The organism is Herbiconiux sp. J20-20 (genome assembly GCF_057365085.1).
This window is the reverse complement of sequence record NZ_CP195122.1, coordinates 1,947,228-1,966,724: the sequence shown is the minus strand read 5'-3', so window position 1 is coordinate 1,966,724 and position 19,497 is coordinate 1,947,228. Positions and strand designations below refer to the sequence as shown.

Here is a 19,497-nt window from a genome sequence, read left to right as displayed (position 1 = left end):
TTTTCACTGCGCGGCGACGCGCATCCTCGCCCGGGCAAACCGGTCGAGCACGTGACGACTCAGGCGTAGTTGAGGTACACCGTGCGGCGCTGCAGATAGCTCTCGATGCCGTAGACACCGTCTTCGCCCGCCGTGCCGCTGCGCTTGTGCCCGGAGTGGTAGCCCTGGATGTACCCGGTGATCTGCTGGTTCACGAACACCGTGCCGACCTCCATGTGGTTGATGGCATGGAACACGCGGTTGACGTCCCGAGTGAAGATGTAGGCCGACAGGGCGTCCTCGCGGTCGTTGCAGATCGCCAGGGCCTCCTCGTAGTCCTTCACCTTCACGATCGGCAGGATCGGACCGAAGATCTCGGTGGTGGCCAGAGGCATGTCGCGGGTCACGCCGCTGACGACCGTCGGCAAGAACCAGTGCCCGCCGGCGAACCGCTCCTCGGTCGGGCGCGCACCGCCGACCTCGACGCTGGCTCCCATCTCGACGCTCTCCCGCAGCAGCCCGTCGATGCGCTCCACACTCGCCGCGGTCGCGCTCGGTCCCATGCCGGTTCCCTCGGCGGGGTCGGCGAGGGAGATCTCGCGAACCCGCTCCGCCACCCGAGCCGTGAACTCGTCGGCGATGGCCTCGTGCACCAGGACGAGCTCGTTGCAGATGCAGACCTGGCCCGCATTCACGAAACGCGAGGTCACGGCGGCCTCCACCGCCTTGTCGAGGTCGGCATCCTCCAGCACGATGAACGACGCCTTGCCGCCGAGCTCGAGCACCAGGCCCGGGATGTTGTCAGCGACCGAGCGGAAGATGGCCTGCCCGGCGCGCGTGCTGCCGGTGAGCGACACGAGTCGCGTCAGCGGATGCGTGACGAGCGCCGAGCTCGCCTCGATTCCCGAGCCGGTGACGACGTTGAGCACGCCGGGGGGCAGGCCGATCTCGGTCGCGAGCCGCACGAACTCCGACGCCGTCACCGGCGTCGCCTCGTGGGGCTTCAGCACCATCGTGTTGCCGGTCACGAGCGCCGGCCCGACCTTGCGCCCGACGAGCGCCAAGGGGTAGTTGTACGCGCACATGCCGACCGTCGCACCGTAGGGCACGCTCTGGATCCAGAGCTGCTCATTCGCGCGTTCCGAGGGCAAGATCTTGCCCTCGATGCGGCGTGCGGCCTCCGCGGCGTAGGTGAGGTACGTCACGGTGTCGGTCACCTCGGCGTGCGCCTCGCCGACCGGCTTGCCCTGTTCACGCACCAGCAGCGCGACGAAGTGCTCGCGGTTCTGCTCGACCGCGTCGGCGAGACGGTGCACCCACCGCCCCCGCTCGACGGCGGGAAGCTCTGCCCAGGCCGCCTGCGCGGCGTGCGCGCTCTCGATCGCGCGCACGGCGTCATCGGCCGAGAAGTCGGGGACGGTCGCCCAGATCTCGCCGGTGGCGGGGTTGTCGACCTCGACGAGGGCCCGCGCGGAGGCCTCGACCTGCTCGCCGTCGATGTAGCAGGGGTAGTGCTGTAGCTCGGTCATTCGGTTGCCCGATCCTCTCGTTCGCGGTTCGGCATCTCCGCCGACCGATTCGCGTGGTGCGCCCGGAAAGTCTGAGGTCATCGACCCTCGAACACCGGTGAGCGCTTCTCCAGGAACGCCGCGAGACCCTCCGCGGCATCATAGGTCGCCGGGAGCGACGCACCCGCCCGCTTCTCGACGTCGAGCGCGACCTCGAGCACCACGTCGGCGCCGTCGCGGAGGGCGTGTTTGGTGGCCGCGAGGGCCAGCGGGCTCTTCGCGGCGATCCGCTCAGCCAGCTCTCGCGCCCGATCCTCGAACTCGGCTGCGTCGAAGAGATGCGACACGAGCCCCCACGTCAGCGCATCCTCGAGGGAGAACGCGTCGCCGGTCAGCAGCAGCTCGGCAGCGCGCGTGCGGCCGACGAGGCGCGGCAGCCGCTGCGTGCCGCCGTTGCCCGGGATGAGCCCGAGTGCGATCTCCGGAAGACCGAGGATGCCACGGGCGTTGGAGGCGATGCGAAGATCGCACGCCATCGCGAGCTCCAACCCGCCACCGAGTGCATGCCCGGCGATCTCGGCGATGAAGATCAGCCGCGACGCTTCGATGCGCGCGCAGCTCGCGCGCGCCGCATCGGCGAGCGCCTGCCGCTCGCCGACGGACGCCGCGGTGTATTCGCCGAGGTCCGCGCCGGCCGAGAAGAACTTCGCCGAGGCACTGCGGAGGCGCACGACGCGGACTCCCGGGTCGGACTCCAGCTCGTCGATGCGGGCGACCAGCTCCTCGTGGCAGGCAATCGTGTAGGCGTTGGCCGGCGCACGATCCAGGGTGATCGTCGCGATCGCGCCCCCGACCGCGATCTGCGCCCAGTGCACGCGAGCGCGAGGCGCTCCGAGTTCGTCTCCCATGGCGCTCGCGCTACTTCCCCGCGCCGGCGGTCACGCCGGACACGATCCGACGCTGGAAGATCAAGAACAGCACCAGCAGCGGCAGCGACCCCAGCACGGCCGCCGGGAACAGCTGATCCGGGAGCACGTTCTGGTTGCCCACGAATCGGTACACCGACATCGTGACCGTCTGCATGGAGGGGTCGGTCAGCAGCAGGAGCGGATAGGTCAGGTCGTTCCAGACGAACAGCATCACGAACAGCGAGAGCGTGGCGGTCGCGGGGCCGAGCAGCGGCCGCACGATGCGCCAGAACACCTGCCAGTCGTTGCACCGATCGAGCTTCGCCGACTCCAGGAGCTCCTTCGGGATGGTGCCCATGAACCCGATGTAGAAGAAGATCGCGAGCGGAAGGTTGAGGGCCCCGTAGGCGAGGATGATCCCGGGATAGCTGTTGAGCAGCCCGAGGTCGCGGAAGATCACGTAGATGGGCGTGATCGTGACGAAGTTCGGCGTGGCCATGCCGAGCGCGACCACCATGATGACGACGCGCGTCCACCAGCCCGAGCGCATCACGATCGGGAAAGCCGCCATCGATCCGAGAAGTGCGGTGAGCAGCACCACCGCGACCGTGATGATCACGGAGTTCGCGATCGCCTGGCCGTAGTTCATCGCCGAGAAGGCCCGCGCGTAGTTCTCCCACGCCGGATCGAGCGGCAGTCCGAGGGGCGCCTGAGCGATCTCGGTCGGGGTGCGCAGCGACATGGTGAGCATGTACAGCACGGGGAGGAGCATGATCCCGACGATGACGAGCACGCCGCCGTTCGCGAGCACGCGCCCCGCCCGGGAGGTTCCTGCCGGGGGACGGAGACTGGTCATGCGGTGTCCTCGCGCTTCCTGAGGTAGGCGTTCTGCAGCGCCGCGATGGCCACGATCACGACGAGCATGACGACCGCGAGGGCCGAAGCGAAGCCGAAGTCGAAGCTGCGGAACAGCTGGTAGATGATCTCGAGACTCAGGGTCTGCGTGGCGCCGTCGGGCCCGCCCCTGGTCATGATGAACGGCAGCTCGAAGGTCTTCAGCGTGCCGATGGTCGACAGGATGATGTTGATGGTGAAGGAGCGCGCCAGCAGCGGGATCTCCATGTGGCGGAAGCGCTGCCAGGACGACGCGCCATCCAGGCGCGCCGCCTCATCGATCTCGGGCGAGATCGCCGCATAGCCCGCGAGGAAGATCGCCGTCGTGTAGCCGGTGAACATCCAGACGTGCGCGGCCGCGATGGCGTACAGCGCAATGTCGGGGTTGCCCAGCCAACTCTGCGTCAAGGATTCGAGCCCGATCGACGTCAGGAGGGCATTCAACCCCCCGGAGAACGGCGAGTAGATGAACTGCCACACGTAGCCGACCACGACGAACGACATCATCGCCGGGGTGAACAGCGCCGCACGGCTGAAGTTGCGGATCGCCGGAAGGCGATAGAGCAGCGCCGCCATCAGCAGGCCCGCGAGCGTCTGCACGACCACGACGACCACGGTGAACTGGATCGTGATCAGCAGCGACTCGAGGTACTCGGAGCGCGTGAAGATCTTCTCGTAGTTCTCGCCGCCGATGAAGGTCGCATCCCCCACGCCCGTGAAGTCGGTGAAGCTCATCTGCACCGTTCGGACGATCGGGTAGATGAAGAAGACGAGGAGGAAGATCGCCGCCGGGGCGATGAAGAAGAATGCTGATCGTCTGGACATGTGCATCATCTCTGCGAGCGAATCCGCTCACGGTTGCTGCCCGCGTCGCGCCCGGCCCGACCAGGATCTCCCGATCGGGCCGTGCGCTCCGTGTGCGGTTCGTGTTACTTCGAGTCCTCGACCGCCGTGTCCCACCGCTTCAGCAGGTCGGCCGTCGATGTCGGCTCCAGCAGGAAGCCGGTGAGGCTGTCCCAGATCTCCTGCTCGAGCGGCTTCGGCCATTCGAGCGTCGAGAACGGGTACACGATCGACGCGCCCTCGGTGCGCGCGACGTCGTACGCCGCGGTCAGCGCCGGAGTGCCGGTGGCGCCGTCAGCGAAGGGCGAGTACGCGGCCTCGGCGTCGAGCAGCACCTGCAGGTTGTCCGGCTCGGCGAAGAACTCGACGAACTTCACTGCCGCCTCCTTCTGGGAGCTCGCCTCGGCGACCGACCAGCCGAAGCCGAAGAGGTCGAGCGCGACTCCCGGCGCCGTGGCGCTCGGAAGGGGAGTGAACTCGTAGTTCAGACCTTCGACCTGGTCGAACGCGCCGATGTTCCACGCGCCCTGCGGCATCATCGCGAAGTTGCCTGCCTGGAACTCGCTGAGCGCGGTGCTCCACGGGTCGAGGCCGGCCTGCGCGGCGGAGTCGAAGCACTTCGCGTCGGCGAGCTCCTCGATGAGGTCGATGCTGTCGGTGAACGAGGCGCTGTCGACGAACGACGCCGCGCCGGAGCCGAGGTCGCTCGTCGCGTCGGAGGACGACTCGATTCCGTTCGCGATGACCATCAGGGGCGCGGAGAAGCCCCCGGTGAAGATCATCGGGTTGATGCCCGCGTCGGAGAGCTTCACGCACGCATCCTTGAGCTCATCGATCGTGCTCGGGGCGGCGTCGACGCCCGCCTGGGCGAGAAGGTCGGTGTTCACGAAGTTGCCCATGCCGATGACCTCGAGCGGCATGATGTAGGCGCCGCCCTCGAACGTGATCGTCGACTGCAGGCTGTCGGCCACATTGGCGTACCAGTCGGAGTCGGTGCCGAGATCGACCAGGAAGCCCTCAGCTCCCCACTGCTTGACGAGCGCCATGTCGGTCATCATGACATCCGGCGGGTTGCCGCCCTGGAGTCGCGGGGGCAGCACGACGTCGACGTCGGTCCGGCCGACGTAGCTGAGCTCGACCGTGATGCCGGGGTTCTCGGACTCGAACTTCTCGATCAGTTCGGGCAGACCGGCGGGCTCGGTCTCATTGCCCTTCCAGGCACTCACCTCGAGGGTGATGGACCCGTCGTCGCCTCCGGTGCCGCCGGCGGTGCAACCCGCGGTGCCGAGCGCAACCGCGACCGCAACCGCGGTGGCGACGAGCGGCTTTCGTGTGATGGACATGTGTTCCCTCTACTTCCTCGTACTGGGGACGTTCGTTGCGCGGAGTGGCGCGACGAGACGACACATTACCTGAATAACCGGTTTTCCACTACTGACCAGATTCGCCCATCTCATCACAGATGCGTAACGGTCGACGACAGCAGCCCGCGGCGCATCCCGCGCGCACACGAAAAATGCCGGTCCGGGCGCGTGCGCGAAGGCGTCGCGCCGACCGGCACCGTGGCTGCCGAAGCCAGGAACGAAGAACTGTAGCGAGGGCGGGACTCGAACCCGCGACCCCACGATTATGAGTCGTGTGCTCTAACCACCTGAGCTACCCCGCCGGGAGAAACGCTGTGGTTTCGATACGCCGCTTTGCGGCTACTCAACCAGCTGGTTCCGAGCCCCGAGTCAGGATTGAACTGACGACCCCTTCCTTACCATGGAAGTGCTCTACCACTGAGCTATCGGGGCGCGTCGCGGTTGCCCGCGGCACCGCAAGAGCCTACCACCCGCGCGGGGTGCGTTTTAACCGCCTACGCACCCCACGCGGGGAGGGGGATGCCGGGGAGGTGCCAGGCGAGGAACTGCGGGCCGTCGGTCGACACCCGGCCCGACTGCCAGGTGGCGGCGCCCTCCAGCAGTTCGGCGGCATCCGGCAATTCGGAGCCCAGGTCGACCGAGCACGCTCCGCGGGCGGCGAGCACCAGCACGCTCTCGTCTGCCGACTCGCGCACGAACGCGATCGCCTCCTCCGACGCGTGCAGCCAGCGGATGCCGCCGCCGTTCAGCACCGGGTGCTCGCGGCGCAGCCCGATCATCCGCCGATACAGCTCCATCGCCTCGGCAGAGCGAGGCTCATCGGCGCGCGTCCACGGCAGCGGAGTGCGCGAGTGCTCCCCGTCGTCGCCGTGCAGCCCCCACTCGGCGCCCGCCCACACCACGGGGATGCCCGGCAGCGTCATCGACAGCCCCACCGCGACCGGCACCACGCCCTCGCGCGCGACGTTGCGGAACCGCGGGGTGTCGTGGGTGTCGAGGGCGTTCATGTTCTGCAGCCGCACCCGCCACGGGAACGCCGCGGCGAACGACAGGTGGGCGGCAACGAAATCGTCGCCGCCGAACTCGCTCGTGCGCTGCAGCGCCAGGCCGAGACCGCCGCCCGCCGGCGTGCCCGGCACCCCGAGCCAGTTCCACAACGGCCGGGTGAAGTTGGCGTAGGTCATCGCCCCGTGCCAGGCATCCCCGGTGAAGTCCGGGGCGGCGTCGTTGGTCGACTCCCCCAACAGGATCGTGTCGGCGTTGATCTCCTCCATCGTGCGCCGCACCGTCTGGCGCACCTCGGCGTTCAGGTCGAGGTCGCGGAAGCGGCCGGTCATGTTGGCGACGTCGATGCGCCAGCCGTCGAAGCGGAACGGCGGCTTCAGGTAGCGCGCCACCACCGAGTCGTCACCGTCGATGAAGCGTCGACGCAGCTCCTGCGAGCGCCAGTCGAACTTCGGCAGGCTCGGCACGCCGAGCCAGCTGGCGTAGGAGGTCTGCTCCTCGTTCAGCCACAGATAGAAGGCGCTCTCCGGCGCCTCCGGGTTGCCGTAGGCCGCCTGGAACCACTCGTGCGCATCGCCGGAATGGTTCGTCGTCAGGTCGCCGATGACGCGGATGCCCCGGGCGTGCGCCGCCTCGACCAGCGAGACGAGCGCCTCGTCGCCGCCGAGCAGCGGGTCGACGTGGTCGAAGGAGAGCGCGTCGTAGCGGTGGTTGCTGCGCGCGGGGAAGACGGGGGTCAGATACAGCAGGTTCACGCCCAGGGAGGTCAGGTGATCCAGGTGCTCTTCGACACCGGCCAGGTCGCCGCCGTAGAACTGCTGCGCCGTGTGCGCGCGATCCTGGTCGACCTCGTCGTCCCACTCGGCGGGCTCGGCCCACGCCGGCAGCTCGGCTTCGGCGATCGGGCCGGCCGCCGCCGATCGCGCGAAACGGTCGGGGAACACCTGATACATGACGGCCCCGCGCGCCCACGCGGGCGGCGGGGCGGCGGTCACCAGCCGGAAGTCATCCACGTCGCGCGTCTCGGTGACCGAGAGCCCGGCGGCGTTCAGCCAGCGGATCGCCCCCGACTCGAGCTCGAGCAGGAACCGGTAGCCGTGCACCGGGTTCTCGACGTGCAGCTCCGCCTCCCACCAGGTCGCCGTGTCGCCCTGGTGCACGATCTCGGCCTCGGTGAAACGCGGCTCGCGGTCGGGGTTCGAGCGTGTGAGCACGCGCGCCACCGGCTCAAAGGCGTGCGGCACGCGCAGCCGCACGCGCACCGTGTCGCCGAGCGCCGGCGTCTCGGTCGAGACGTAGAGGGCGGAGCCGTCGTGGTGGGGCGCCGCAGCGAGGTCGCGAGACATGACGGGAGGCTACCCGAGTCGTGTGTCGAACAGGCGACGATGCCGAGCACCGGTCGAAGGCGCGGCGCAATCCGGCTAGCGTGAAGGCATGAGCGAGTGGTGGCGGACAGCCGTGATCTATCAGGTGTACCCGCGATCCTTTGCGGACGCCGACGGTGACGGCATCGGCGACCTCGCGGGCGTCACCAGCCGCCTCGATGAGCTCGCCGACCTCGGCGTCGACGCCGTCTGGCTCTCGCCGTTCTTCACCAGCCCGCAGAACGACGCCGGCTACGACGTCGCCGACTACTGCGACATCGACCCGATCTTCGGCACCCTCGACGACTTCGATCGGATGCGCGACCGCGCCCACGAGCTCGGTCTCAAGGTCATCGTCGACCTGGTGCCCAACCACTCCTCGAGCGAGCACCCCTGGTTCCAGGAGGCCCTCGCCGCCGACCCCGGCTCGCCCGAGCGCGCCCGGTACCTGTTCCGAGACGGCCGCGGCGCCGACGGCGCCGAGCCGCCGAACAACTGGAAGTCGGTGTTCGGCGGCAACGCGTGGACGCGCGTCACCGAAGCCGACGGAACGCCCGGCCAGTGGTACCTGCACATCTTCGACTCGAGCCAGCCCGACTTCGACTGGACGAATCCCGAGGTGCACGAGTTCTTCCGCGGCGTGCTGCGCTTCTGGCTCGACCGCGGCGTCGACGGATTCCGCGTCGACGTGGCGCACGGCATGGCCAAGGTGGCCGGCCTTCCCGACTACACCCCGCCGGAGGACGGCGGCAGCATGGGCGGCGACGAGGCCGACGTGCCGTACTGGGCGCAGCCGGGCGTGCATCCGATCTACCGCGACTGGCACGAGCTGCTCGCCGAGTACGGTCCCGACCGGGTGCTGATCGGCGAGGCATGGGTCGAACCGCTCTCGAAGCTCGCCCTGTGGGTGCGGCCCGACGAGATGCACCAGACCTTCAACTTCGCCTACCTGGAGACCCCGTGGGAGGCGGCGAAGCTGCGTCGCGTCGTTGACGACTCCCTCGCCGCGTTCGGCGCCGTCGGCGCCCCGAGCACCTGGGTGCTGTCGAACCACGACATGATCCGGCACGCCAGCCGTCTCGCGCTCACCCCGCCGCCGCCGCAGGGCGTCGGCATCGGCCCGAAGAGCTCGCCGCTCCCGGACCCGGTCGTCGGCCTGCGCCGTGCCCGCGCCGCCACCAGCTTCATGCTCGCGCTCCCCGGCTCCAGCTACCTGTATCAGGGCGAGGAGCTCGGGCTTCCCGAAGTGATCGACGTTCCCGACGATCGCCGCGAAGACCCGACCTTCGCCCGGACGAAGGGCGAGACCTACGGCCGTGACGGATGCCGGGTGCCGATTCCCTGGGAGGCCGATGCCCCCGCCTACGGCTTCAACGACACCGGAGCGAGCTGGCTGCCGCAGCCGGCGAGCTGGGCCGAGTTGGCTCGCGACCGCCAGGTCGGCGTCGAGGGCTCGACGCTGGAGCTGTACCGCTCCGCGCTCGCGCTTCGTCGCGAGCACCGGCTCGCCGAGCACGCGCTCGAGTGGCTGCCGTCCGCTGACGAGGCGGTGCTGCGCTTCCGGGTCGGCGACGTCGTGATCGCGGCCAACACCGGCGCGACCGCGGCGGAGCTGCCGTCGGGCGAGGTGCTGCTGGCCAGTTCCGACCTCGCCGACGGCATGCTGCCCGCCGACACCACGGTGTGGGTCGCCGCGACCGTCTGAGCGGGTCGTTCCGCCGCTAGGAGGCGGCCTTCGCCTGCAGCCAGGTGAACGGGTTCACCTTGACCCCGTCGATCCAGATCTCGAAGTGCAGGTGCGGGCCGGTCGAGGCGCCCGTATTGCCGACGAGCCCCATGAAGTCGCCGACCGAGACCACGTCGCCCACCTGCAGCGGGCTGGAGTTGTACTGCATGTGCGCGTACTTGCTGGTGACGACGTGTCCGTCGATCTCGTGCTCGATCTCGACCGTGTTTCCGTAGCTCCAGTTGGCCTCATCGTGCACGGTCACCACGCCGTCGGCGATCACGTAGATAGGCTGACCATCACCCGGAATGAAGTCGACCCCCTGGTGGTAGGTGGAGCACCCACGGCAGGGCGACACGCGGTCGCCGAAGCCGTCGGAGATCGGCACCGGGAACGGGAACGGCCACTGGATGTCACCGGTGCCGACCGTGTAGGTGTAGCTGGCCTGGCCATAGCGCTGCTGAAGGATCTCGGCCCACGAGGTGACGCCGAACGTCGAGCGTTCGGCGACATCGGTCGTGACGGCGTCGTCGACGGAGAGCGTCTGCACCGCCTCCGCGCTGAGCGCGCTCGCGGCCGCGGCGTCGGCATCCGCGTTGTAGACGGCGTTCGCCGGCAGCGTCAGTCCGACCATGAACGCGCCGGCCAGCAGCAGCGCACCGGAGGAGAGCAGCCGCGCGCTCCAGCTCTTGCGCTGCGCGTGGCCGCGCGCCGGCGGGCTCGGCCGGCGCGACCGCGTGCGAGGCGCGGAGGCGGCACGACGACGGCGCCCGAGCTTGGCGGTGGCGGGCTCGGGGCGCGACGCGGCGCGCGATGCGGCGCGACGCGGCGAAGGCTCGACGGTCTCGGCGCTCGGCGTCGGAGCGGGCGCGGGAGCGGGAGCGGGAGCGGGAGCGGCGAGCGGAGCAGGGATCGGGGGCACCACCGGCGTCGGCACCGAGCTTGCCGCCGCGGCTTCGCGCGCACGCGCCTCGCGACGGGTGAGCGGCGGGGTCGCCTCCGGAAGTGCGGCGGGGACCGAGTTCGGCGTCGGCAGGTTCGAGGCCGGCGTCATCGGAACGAGGTCGGCCAGTAGTGAGGGCTGCGGGGGCGCCGACGGCGGGGCAGCGGGCGCGGCCTCCGCGGGGCTCGGCGGGGCGGACGAGATGAGGCCCAGCAGCTCGAAGGCCGAGACCTCGCGGTCGTGGCTTTCGCGGGGCATCGAGTCGTCCGCGCGCGTCACCGTTCTGCCACCCTCGAGGCACTGCGGAGGCCGCGGCGTGTGCCGGGCGCGCTCAGTGCGCGGATCGAGAACAAGCGCGAAGCTCCTTACGGTGCTCGCCAGGGGCAGGGGCGAAGTAGGGGGTCGGACCTCACCGATGGTAACGAATCGGCAACGTCAAGGCCAAGCCTAGTTCGCGGTTTGCCCGAGTTGGTCGCCGATTCCCAGCTTGATCAGCTGCGTCAGGAGCCGCTCCGCCAGGTCGGGATGCGCGGCGAGGATGAACTCGTGATCGGCGCGCGCGCCGTTCCAGCCGCTGACCCGTGCTCCCGCCTCCGCGGCGATCAGGGCACCGGCCGCGTGATCCCAGGGGCTGAGCGTGCGCTCGAAGTAGGCGTTCAGCCGGCCCGCCGCCACGAAGCACAGGTCGAGCGAGGCCGTCCCCTGGCGGCGGATGTCGCGCACCGTCGGCAGCAGCTCGGCGACGAGCGCGCCCTGCCGCGCCCGCGTCTCGGCGGAGTACGCGAAGCCGGTTCCCACGAGCGCCAGGTCGAGCGGCACCGGGTCAGCGACGCGGATCGGCTCGCCGCCGAGCTGTGCGCCCTGCCCCGCGCGCGCGCTGAAGGTCTCCCCCGTCGCCGGGTTGACGACGCATCCGGCGAGCGCCGTCCAGGTCTGCGGGTCGGGATCGCCTTCGACGACCGCGATGCTCACCGCGTAGTGCGGGATGCCGTACAGGTAGTTGACGGTGCCGTCGATCGGGTCGACGATCCAGGTGAGCCCGCTCTCGGTCGCCCCCGCGTCGCTCTCCTCGCCGAAGAAGCCGTCCCGCGGACGGGCCTCGGCGATCCGAGCACGGATGAACGCCTCGACTTCGCGGTCGACCGCGGTGACCACGTCAACCGGGCTCGACTTGGTGTCGGCCACCTCGACCCCCTCGCGACGTCGCCGCGCGGCGAGCTCGGCGGCATCGAGGGCGAGCGTGCGGGCGAAGTCCAGGAGTTCAGCGGTCACCGCCCCACTCTACGAGCGCGAGCGTGCGCCGTCCCGCAGCACGATCGCCGCGACCGACGAGGCGACGACGCCGCCTCCGGCAACGGCCAGACAGATGATGGCTCCCAGCGTGAATGCATCCATACCGATGAAGACGCGACTGGTCGCCGAACATGACGCCGACCACGAAAAAACGTGGGACCGGATCTCCGGTCCCACGTGGTGGTGGCGAGTGAGGGATTCGAACCCCCGAATGCAGAGCAGTCTGATTTACAGTCAGATCCCTTTGGCCGCTTGGGTAACTCGCCGGGCTGCGCCCTTCCGATGTATTCACCGACCGGACGCGCCTGACAAGGATACAAGGTCCGGGAGCCTTCTTCGACCGCGCCGCGGTCAGTCCTCGTCGGAGACCGCGGCGGCGTAGCTCGCGGCGGCCCGCGCGACGGCGTCGATGTAGCTCGGTGCCGAGTTGTAGGCGGTGATCGCGGCCCGCCAGCCGGCCTCGGTGTCCTGCGGCGCGCTCGCCCGGCAGAGGTAGTTCACGGCCGCCATCGCGGCGTCGTCGATGTTCTGCGGATCCTCCACGCCGTCGCCGTTGGCGTCCACGTGCCAGTTGCGCCACGTCTGCGGAATCAGCTGGAACGGCCCCACGGCGCGATCGAACTCGGCGTCACCGTCGAGCTCTCCCCCGTCGCTGTCGGGAATGAGGTCGGTGTCGCCGCCTTCGAGCGCGATCCCGATGATCGGCGGAGACACCTGCCCCTCCGCATCGACGCTCGAGCCCGCGTGCCGGCCGTGGTCGCTCTCCACCGCCGCGATCGCCGCGATCGTCGTCCACGAGAAGACGCACTCGGGCATCGTCGAGTTCTTCCAGAGCGTCACGCCGGCGTAGGCCGCCAGCTGCCGCTCGGGGATGCCGGTCGCCTCGCTCACCTCGGCGAGCCAGTCGGCATCCACGCGGCCCGCGATGCCGGGCCCTCGTTCGCTCGCCGCCCGCGGCGCCTCCACCGGCGGAACCCAGCTCGGCGCGGGCTCGGCCGTCGCCTCCTCGAGCACGCTCTCGACGGACGTGCAGCCGGTCAGGAGCACCGCCCCGATCAGCCCGATGACCAGCAGCCTCCCGGATTCACGCACCCGCTCGTTCTAGCATGGGCACATGGCAGATTCCTCATTCGACATCGTCAGCAAGGTCGACACGATGGAGACGCAGAACGCCCTCAGTCAGGCCCAGAAGGAGATCGCGCAGCGCTACGACTTCAAGAACGTCGGCGCCTCGCTCGAGTTCAGCGGCGAGAAGATCCTGATGAAGGCGAACTCGGAGGAGCGCGTCAAAGCCGTGCTCGACGTCTTCGAGCAGAAGCTCATCAAGCGCGGCATCTCCCTGCGCTCACTCGACGCGGGCGACCCGTTCGCCAGCGGCAAGGAGTACCGCATCGAGGCGAAGATGAAGGAGGGGATCTCGAGCGAGGACGCGAAGAAGATCTCCAAGATCATCCGCGACGAAGGACCGAAGTCGGTCAAGAGCCAGATCCAGGGCGACGAGCTGCGCGTGCAGTCCAAGAGCCGCGACGACCTGCAGGCCGTCATCGCCCTGCTCAAGGGCAAAGACCTCGACGTCGCGCTGCAGTTCGTCAACATGCGCTGAGCGCGCACCCAACCACGATGAGCTGACCGATGGAGCCTGAGGCGGAAAGTCCCGAAGTCGCGCTCGTCACGCTGATCATCCTCGGCCTCGCCCTCGCGGTCGATGTCACGGTGCGCGTGCTCGCGCTCATCTTCGTGCCGCGCAACCGGCGCCCGCAGACGGCGGCCGCCTGGCTGCTGGCGATCTTCTTCCTGCCGTACCTCGGCATCCTGCTGTTCCTCATGCTCGGGTCGGCGAAGCTGCCGCGCGAGCGGCGCCGCAAGCAGAGCGAGATCAACGGCTACCTGCACGCCACCACCGAGGGCATCGACCGGGTCACCCCGCACGAGAGCGACCCGGCGTGGCTGCAGCCGGTCGTCGAGCTGAACCGCAGCCTCGGAGCGATGCCGCTCGTCGGCGGCAACAGCGCCGAGCTCTACTCCGACAACGCCGAGGCCCTCGCCGCGATGACCGCGGCGATCAACTCCGCCGCGCGCAGCGTGCACGTCGAGTTCTACATCCTCTCCCTCGACCCGACGACGGCGCCCTTCTTCGACGCCCTCGAGGCGGCCATCCGCCGCGGCGTGACCGTGCGCGTGCTGCTCGACCACCTCGGCAACTGGCAGTACCCCGGATTCCGGCGCACCAAGAAGCGCCTCGACGAGATGGGCGCCGACTGGCACCTGCTGCTGCCGTTCCAGCCGCTGCGCGGTCGCATCCAGCGCCCCGACCTGCGCAACCACCGCAAGCTCGTCGTCATCGACGGCACCGTCGCGTTCACCGGCTCGGCGAACGTCATCGACCCGGGATACCAGCGCAAGCGGAACGCGCGCCGCGGCCTGGTCTGGAAGGACTTCATGGCGCGGTTCGAGGGCCCCGTGGTCGCCGGGATCGACGCGATCTTCGTCACCGACTGGTACTCGGAGACGGATGAGCTGCTCGGCCGCGACGTGGACCCCTCACGCCTCACCGGCGACGGCGACCTCGACTGCCAGGTCGTGCCGAGCGGTCCCGGCTTCGAGGGCGAGAACAACCTCAGGCTGTTCAACTCGCTCGTCTACGCCGCGAGCGAGAAGATCATCCTCACCAGCCCCTACTTCGTGCCCGACGACTCGATGCTCTACGCCATCACCACGGCGGCGCAGAGCGGCATCCACGTCGAGCTGTTCGTCTCCGAGATCGGCGACCAGTTCCTGGTGTTCCACGCGCAGCGCAGCTACTACGAGGCACTGCTGCGGGCCGGGGTGCGGATCTTCATGTACCGCGCGCCGACGATCCTGCACGCGAAGCACATCACGATCGACGACGAGATCTCGATCATCGGCTCGAGCAACATGGACATGCGCTCGTTCACGCTCGACCTGGAGCTGTCGATCATGGTGCGCGGCGGCGACTTCCTGCAGCGGCTGCGCGACATCGAGGACGAGTACCGCGCCCACTCGCGCGAGCTCACCCTCGACGAGTGGCTCTCGCGGCCGTTCGTGAAGCAGGCCGTCGACAACGTCGTGCGCCTGACCGCCGCGCTGCAGTAGCGGGGCGCGGCGTCAGCTCTCGACGCGCGAGACCCGCACCATCTCGTCGCGCGGCACGACCTTGATCCGGGCGCGGCCCTCCGGCTCGCCGAGCGCGATCTCGTGCTGGTCGAGCCGGTGCCAGCCCTCCAGGTCGGTGTACTTCACGCCGCGCGACTCGAGCAGGTCGAGAACCGCCTGCTCGCCGGGCTCGGCGGGCGACCACCAGTTCGACTGGTCCTTGACGAGGTGCGAGATGGTCTCCATCGCATCCGACTTGGTGTGCCCGATCAGGCCGACCGGACCGCGCTTGATCCAGCCGGTGGCGTAGACGCCGGGCATGACCTCGTTGGCCTGGTCGGGGCTCGAGGCGTCGGTGCGCAGCACGCGGCCCTCGTGGTTCGGGATGACGCCGCGCTGGGCATCGAACGGGATGCCATCCAGCGGCGAGCCGAAGTAGCCGATCGCACGGTAGGCGGCCTGCACCGGCACCTCGCGGATCTCGCCCGTGCCGCGCACACCGCCGTGGCCGTCGGGCTCGGTGCGCTCGTAGCGGAAGGCGCCCACGCGGCCGTCCTCGCCGGCGACGACCTCCAGCGGCTTGGCGTAGAAGTGGAAGTGCAGACGACGACTCGCCTGACCCACCTCGCGCGCCCGCCACTGGGTGAAGACGCGGTCGATGACGAGCACCTGCTTGTTGCTCTCGATCGCCGCTTTCGAGGCCTCGTCGTAGTCGAAGTCCTCCTCGTGCACGATCATGTCGACGTCGCGCAGCTCGCCGAGCTCGCGCAGCTCGAGCGGCGTGAACTTCACCTGCATCGGGCCGCGACGGCCGAACACGTGCACGTCGGTGACGGGGCTCTTCTGCAGGCCCTCGTAGACGTTCGCCGGGATCTCGGTCGGCAGCAGGTCCTCGGGGTGCTTGACGAGCATGCGGGCGACGTCGAGTGCGACGTTGCCGTTCCCGACGACCGCGATCGACTCGGCCTCGAGCGGCCACTCGCGCGGGTAGTCCGGGTGGCCGTCGTACCAGCTGACGAAGTCGGCGGCGCCGTAGCTGCCGGGCAGCTCGATTCCGGGGATGCGCAGCTCCGCATCCCGCACCGCCCCGGTCGAGAAGATCACCGCGTGGTAGTGGTGCTGCAGGTCGTCGAGGGTCAGATCCTCGCCGAAGCGCACGTTGCCGAAGATGCGGATGTCGCCACGGTCGAGCACGTCACGCAGCGCGTTGATGATGCCCTTGATGCGCGGGTGGTCGGGGGCGACGCCGTAGCGCACCAGCCCGTAGGGGGCGGGCAGCTGGTCGAACAGGTCGATCGACACGTCGAAGCTGCGCTCGTGCTTGAGCAGAATGTCGGCGGCGTAGATGCCGGCCGGTCCGGCACCGACGATGGCGAGGCGAAGCTTCACGGGTGTTCCTTTCGGGGCGCTCGCGAGAGCAGGTCCTAGTGCGAGCGCTCGACGATGGCCTCGGCGAAGCGCGTGAGCGCCTTCTTCACCGGGCCGTCGGGCAGCGGGGCCAGCGCGTCAACCGCGATGGCGGCCCAACGGTGGGCCTCCGTGAGCGTATCGCGAGTCACCTGGTGCTCGCGCAGCTCGGGAATCGCGGCGTCGACGTCGTGTTCGATGCGTGCCAGCAGCGCGGCCGCCGACGGATCCGACTTGGCCCGCTCGCGCAGATACAGCAGCGGCAGCGTCGGCACGCCGGCACGCAGGTCGGTGCCCGCCGTCTTGCCCGTCTCGGCGGTGGACGCCGAGAGGTCGATGACGTCGTCGATCAGCTGGAAGGCGACGCCGATGCTCTCGCCGAAGCGCTGCACCGGTTCGCGGTACTCGCCGGGCGCGTTCGAGAAGACCACGCCGACGTACGCGGCGAGCGCGATGAGCGAGCCGGTCTTGTCAGAGAGCACCTGCAGGTAGTGCTCGATCGGGTCATCCTCGGGCTTGGGGCCGATCGTCTCGTGCAGCTGGCCGAGGCACAGTCGCTCGAAGGTCTCGGCCTGCAGCTCGAGGGCGCGTTCGCCGAGGCCCGCGAAGATGCGACTCGCGCGCGCGAACAGCAGGTCGCCGGTGAGGATCGCCACCGAGTTGCCCCAGACGTTCTGCGCGGTGGGAACCCCCCGGCGCAGTTCGGCGTCGTCCATCACGTCGTCGTGGTACAGCGAGGCGAGGTGCGTGATCTCGACCGCCTCGGCCGCCGCGATCACGTCGTCATTGACCCCGTCGCCGAGCTGCGCGGTCAGCAGCGCGAGCGTGGGACGGATGCGCTTGCCGCCGGCCTGAAGCAGATAGCGGCCCGCGGCATCGGCGATGTCGTCGGTGAACGCGGTGTCGGTCACGAGTCCCGCCTCGACCCGGTCGAGTCCCGCTTCGATGGCCGCCGCGAAACGGCGCTCCTCGCTGGAGGCGAACAGCTTCTCGCCCAGCCCGAGCGACGAGCTCAGGGTGTTGCTTCGCCGAGCCAGCGGAGGGTTCGGAGTCATGTTGGCGCCGCTCGTCTCGTGCGGGCTCACGCCGCGGGCTCAGTCGTCGAGCGCCGTTGGCGCGTGGCACGGCGCTTCGCCGTCGTCGCCCGGATCGCCGCATCCTCGGGCTTCCGGCCGCGGTGCAGCGCCACGACGCCGCTGGTCAGGTTGCGGTGCGCGACACGGGTGAACCCGACCCCGCGGATCCACTGGCTCAGCGTGCCCTGATCCGGCCACGCCTCGATCGACTCGGCGAGGTAGTCGTACGCGTCCGGGTTCGAGCTGGAGGCGCGGGCCACGAGCGGCATGACGTGCTTGAGGTAGGCGTGGTAGCCGGCGCGCAGCAGGGCCTGCGGCGGCCGTGAGAACTCGCAGATGACGAGACGACCGCCGGGCTTCAGCACCCGGTACATCTCGGCGAGCGCCACCTTCGGGTGCTCGACATTGCGCAGGCCGAAGCTGATCGTGACCGCGTCGAACTCGTTGTCGCCGAAGGGCAGGCGCTCGGCGTTCGCCTCGACGAACTCGATCTTGGGGTGCTTCTTGCGGCCCACCTCGACCATGCCCGGTGAGAAGTCGACGGCGACGACCGTGGCTCCGTGCCGGGCGAGCGCGGCCGAGGAGGTGCCGGTGCCGGCGGCCACATCGAGGATGCGCTCGCGCGGCTGCGGCGCGACGGCGCGAACGGTGGCCATCCGCCAGAGCGTCGCGTTGCCGGCGGAGAGCACGGTGTTGGTGACGTCGTAGCGGGCCGCGACCTCGGTGAACATCCCGGCGACCTGCTCCGGGGCCTTGTGCATGTCGGCTCTGTTCACAGGAACCCATCCTAGTAAGCCCGCCCGCATGGTTGCCGTGCGCGATCTAGGCTAGGGAGGTGACGGAACTTCGGTCGCAGATCCCTGCGTTGACAGTCGAGACCCGCGCGGTCGAGCCCTTCGGTTCGCTGCTGCCCCTCCTCGACGCCCAGCATCCTCTGCTGTTCGTGCGTCGCGGCGAGGGCGTCGCCGGGCTCGGCGAGGCACTGCGTCTCGAGTTCCGCGGGCCCGACCGGGTGCGCGAGGCGGCCGAGACCTGGCGGCGCGTGGTGGCCGCCGCCACGATCGATGACCCGGTGCAGCGCTCCGGCAGCGGTCTGATCGCCTTCGGTGCGTTCGGCTTCGCCGACGACTCCGAGCGCGCCAGCGTGCTGATCGTGCCGCGCGTCATCGTCGGCCGTCGCGGCGGCGTCAGCTGGGTGACCCGCATCAACGGGGCCGACGACGAGGTCGCGGCCGAGCCGCTCGGGCCCGAGTACCGGTTGCGTCTGCTCCCCGGCCGGCTCGACGGCGACGCCTACGCGGCCGCGGTCCGTCAGGCGGTCGCCCGGATCGCGACTGGCAGTGTGCACAAGGTCGTCCTGGCACGCGACATGGTCGGGCACCTGCCGCAGAGCGCCGACCTGCGCCGAGTGCTCATGCACCTCGCGCTCAGCTACCCCGACACCTGGACCTTCGCGGTCGACCGCTTCCTCGGCTCGAGCCCCGAGACGCTCGTGCGCGTCAAGCGCGGCACGGTCAGTGCGCGTGTGCTCGCGGGCAGCATCGGGCGCGGCGCGGATGCCGACGCCGACCACGCCGCCGCCGTGCGGCTGGCGACCTCGACCAAGGATCTCGACGAGCACGGCTACGCGGTCCGCAGCGTCGTCCAGGCGCTGGCGCCGCACGCCCCGCACATCGCGGCGAGCGAGATGCCGTACGCGCTGAAGCTGCCGAACCTCTGGCATCTCGCGAGCGATGTCGAAGGAACCCTGAGCGACGGGTCCACGAGCCTCGACCTGGTCGCGGAGCTGCACCCGACGGCCGCCGTCGCGGGTACGCCCCGGACGGCCGCGCTCGAGCTCATCCACCAGCTGGAGCCCTTCGACCGCGGCCTCTACGGCGGGCCGGTCGGCTGGGTCGACGCCGCCGGTGACGGCAAGTGGGCGGTCGCCCTGCGCTCGGCCGAGATCAGCGAGGCGGGCGACATTCGCGCATTCGCCGGAGCGGGGATCGTCGCCGGCTCCGACCCGGAGCACGAGCTCGCCGAGACGCGCCTGAAGTTCCGTCCCGTGGTCGAGGCGTTCGGCTAGGTCGA

The 19,497-nt window shown here is 69.7% G+C and carries 16 protein-coding genes and 3 tRNA genes; 4 read left to right on the top strand and 15 right to left on the bottom strand.

The features are described from left to right. Positions 1 to 59 precede the first annotated feature (59 nt). The 8 genes from ACR3ZA_RS09520 to ACR3ZA_RS09485 all read right to left on the bottom strand — a co-directional run bounded on the left by ACR3ZA_RS09520 (position 60) and on the right by ACR3ZA_RS09485 (position 7,847). The gene (locus ACR3ZA_RS09520) at positions 60 to 1,508 is read right to left on the bottom strand and encodes an aldehyde dehydrogenase family protein (protein ID WP_473661725.1); all 1,449 of its coding nucleotides are present in this window, start codon (positions 1,506 to 1,508) and stop codon (positions 60 to 62) included. Between the two features lie 77 nt (positions 1,509 to 1,585). Continuing rightward, the gene (locus tag ACR3ZA_RS09515; protein WP_473661724.1) at positions 1,586 to 2,395 is read right to left on the bottom strand and encodes an enoyl-CoA hydratase-related protein; all 810 of its coding nucleotides are present in this window, start codon (positions 2,393 to 2,395) and stop codon (positions 1,586 to 1,588) included. A gap of 10 nt (positions 2,396 to 2,405) precedes the next feature. Next, the gene (locus tag ACR3ZA_RS09510; RefSeq protein WP_473661723.1) at positions 2,406 to 3,251 is read right to left on the bottom strand and encodes an ABC transporter permease subunit; all 846 of its coding nucleotides are present in this window, start codon (positions 3,249 to 3,251) and stop codon (positions 2,406 to 2,408) included. Beyond that, the gene (locus ACR3ZA_RS09505) at positions 3,248 to 4,114 is read right to left on the bottom strand and encodes an ABC transporter permease subunit (RefSeq protein WP_473661722.1); all 867 of its coding nucleotides are present in this window, start codon (positions 4,112 to 4,114) and stop codon (positions 3,248 to 3,250) included. The genes ACR3ZA_RS09510 and ACR3ZA_RS09505 overlap by 4 nt, the downstream gene beginning before the upstream one ends. Positions 4,115 to 4,218: 104 nt before the next feature. After that, a complete protein-coding gene (locus ACR3ZA_RS09500; RefSeq protein WP_473661721.1) occupies positions 4,219 to 5,475 on the bottom strand; it encodes an extracellular solute-binding protein in 1,257 nt (418 codons plus the stop codon). Positions 5,476 to 5,724: 249 nt separating this feature from the next. Continuing rightward, positions 5,725 to 5,798, bottom strand: a tRNA-Met gene (locus ACR3ZA_RS09495). Between the two features lie 58 nt (positions 5,799 to 5,856). After that, positions 5,857 to 5,928, bottom strand: a tRNA-Thr gene (locus ACR3ZA_RS09490). A 62-nt stretch (positions 5,929 to 5,990) separates the two neighbouring features. Further along, entirely contained in the window at positions 5,991 to 7,847 is a 1,857-nt protein-coding gene (locus ACR3ZA_RS09485; RefSeq protein ID WP_473661720.1) for an alpha-amylase family glycosyl hydrolase, read from the bottom strand. A gap of 88 nt (positions 7,848 to 7,935) precedes the next feature. Here ACR3ZA_RS09485 and ACR3ZA_RS09480 point away from each other — a divergent pair, with 88 nt between their 5' ends. Next, a complete protein-coding gene (locus ACR3ZA_RS09480) occupies positions 7,936 to 9,570 on the top strand; it encodes an alpha-amylase family glycosyl hydrolase (RefSeq protein ID WP_473661719.1) in 1,635 nt (544 codons plus the stop codon). A gap of 16 nt (positions 9,571 to 9,586) precedes the next feature. Here ACR3ZA_RS09480 and ACR3ZA_RS09475 read toward each other — a convergent pair whose 3' ends face one another. From ACR3ZA_RS09475 to ACR3ZA_RS09460, 4 genes are all read right to left on the bottom strand, one after another. Next, a complete protein-coding gene (locus tag ACR3ZA_RS09475) occupies positions 9,587 to 10,792 on the bottom strand; it encodes a peptidoglycan DD-metalloendopeptidase family protein (RefSeq protein WP_473661718.1) in 1,206 nt (401 codons plus the stop codon). 189 nt (positions 10,793 to 10,981) lie between these two features. Beyond that, positions 10,982 to 11,806 carry an inositol monophosphatase family protein gene (locus ACR3ZA_RS09470; RefSeq protein ID WP_473661717.1) on the bottom strand — a complete coding sequence of 275 codons (825 nt, stop codon included), beginning with the start codon at positions 11,804 to 11,806 and terminating at the stop codon, positions 10,982 to 10,984. 202 nt (positions 11,807 to 12,008) lie between these two features. Then, positions 12,009 to 12,093: transfer RNA gene (locus ACR3ZA_RS09465), tRNA-Tyr, on the bottom strand. Between the two features lie 85 nt (positions 12,094 to 12,178). Then, positions 12,179 to 12,919, bottom strand: a complete 741-nt coding sequence (locus tag ACR3ZA_RS09460) for a transglycosylase SLT domain-containing protein (RefSeq protein WP_473661716.1) — start codon at positions 12,917 to 12,919, stop codon at positions 12,179 to 12,181. A gap of 22 nt (positions 12,920 to 12,941) precedes the next feature. Here ACR3ZA_RS09460 and ACR3ZA_RS09455 point away from each other — a divergent pair, with 22 nt between their 5' ends. Together ACR3ZA_RS09455 and cls are read left to right on the top strand one after the other, a co-directional pair. After that, on the top strand, positions 12,942 to 13,430 hold the full coding sequence (locus tag ACR3ZA_RS09455; protein WP_473661715.1) for a YajQ family cyclic di-GMP-binding protein: 489 nt from the start codon (positions 12,942 to 12,944) through the stop codon (positions 13,428 to 13,430). Between the two features lie 29 nt (positions 13,431 to 13,459). Beyond that, entirely contained in the window at positions 13,460 to 14,941 is a 1,482-nt protein-coding gene (cls, locus tag ACR3ZA_RS09450; protein WP_473661714.1) for a cardiolipin synthase, read from the top strand. Between the two features lie 12 nt (positions 14,942 to 14,953). Here cls and ACR3ZA_RS09445 read toward each other — a convergent pair whose 3' ends face one another. From ACR3ZA_RS09445 to ubiE, 3 genes are read right to left on the bottom strand one after another with little or no spacing between them, the layout of a single operon-like run. Further along, positions 14,954 to 16,330 (bottom strand): FAD-dependent oxidoreductase, encoded by a 1,377-nt coding sequence (locus ACR3ZA_RS09445; RefSeq protein WP_473661713.1) that lies wholly within the window; start codon positions 16,328 to 16,330, stop codon positions 14,954 to 14,956. Positions 16,331 to 16,365: 35 nt separating this feature from the next. Beyond that, positions 16,366 to 17,403 carry a polyprenyl synthetase family protein gene (locus tag ACR3ZA_RS09440; RefSeq protein ID WP_473661712.1) on the bottom strand — a complete coding sequence of 346 codons (1,038 nt, stop codon included), beginning with the start codon at positions 17,401 to 17,403 and terminating at the stop codon, positions 16,366 to 16,368. A gap of 26 nt (positions 17,404 to 17,429) precedes the next feature. Continuing rightward, on the bottom strand, positions 17,430 to 18,185 hold the full coding sequence (gene ubiE, locus ACR3ZA_RS09435; protein ID WP_473662308.1) for a bifunctional demethylmenaquinone methyltransferase/2-methoxy-6-polyprenyl-1,4-benzoquinol methylase UbiE: 756 nt from the start codon (positions 18,183 to 18,185) through the stop codon (positions 17,430 to 17,432). 74 nt (positions 18,186 to 18,259) lie between these two features. On the opposite strand from ubiE, the gene ACR3ZA_RS09430 reads away from it, so the two are divergent. Then, positions 18,260 to 19,492, top strand: coding sequence for an isochorismate synthase (locus tag ACR3ZA_RS09430; RefSeq protein ID WP_473661711.1), 1,233 nt, complete (start codon positions 18,260 to 18,262; stop codon positions 19,490 to 19,492). Positions 19,493 to 19,497: the final 5 nt, after the last annotated feature.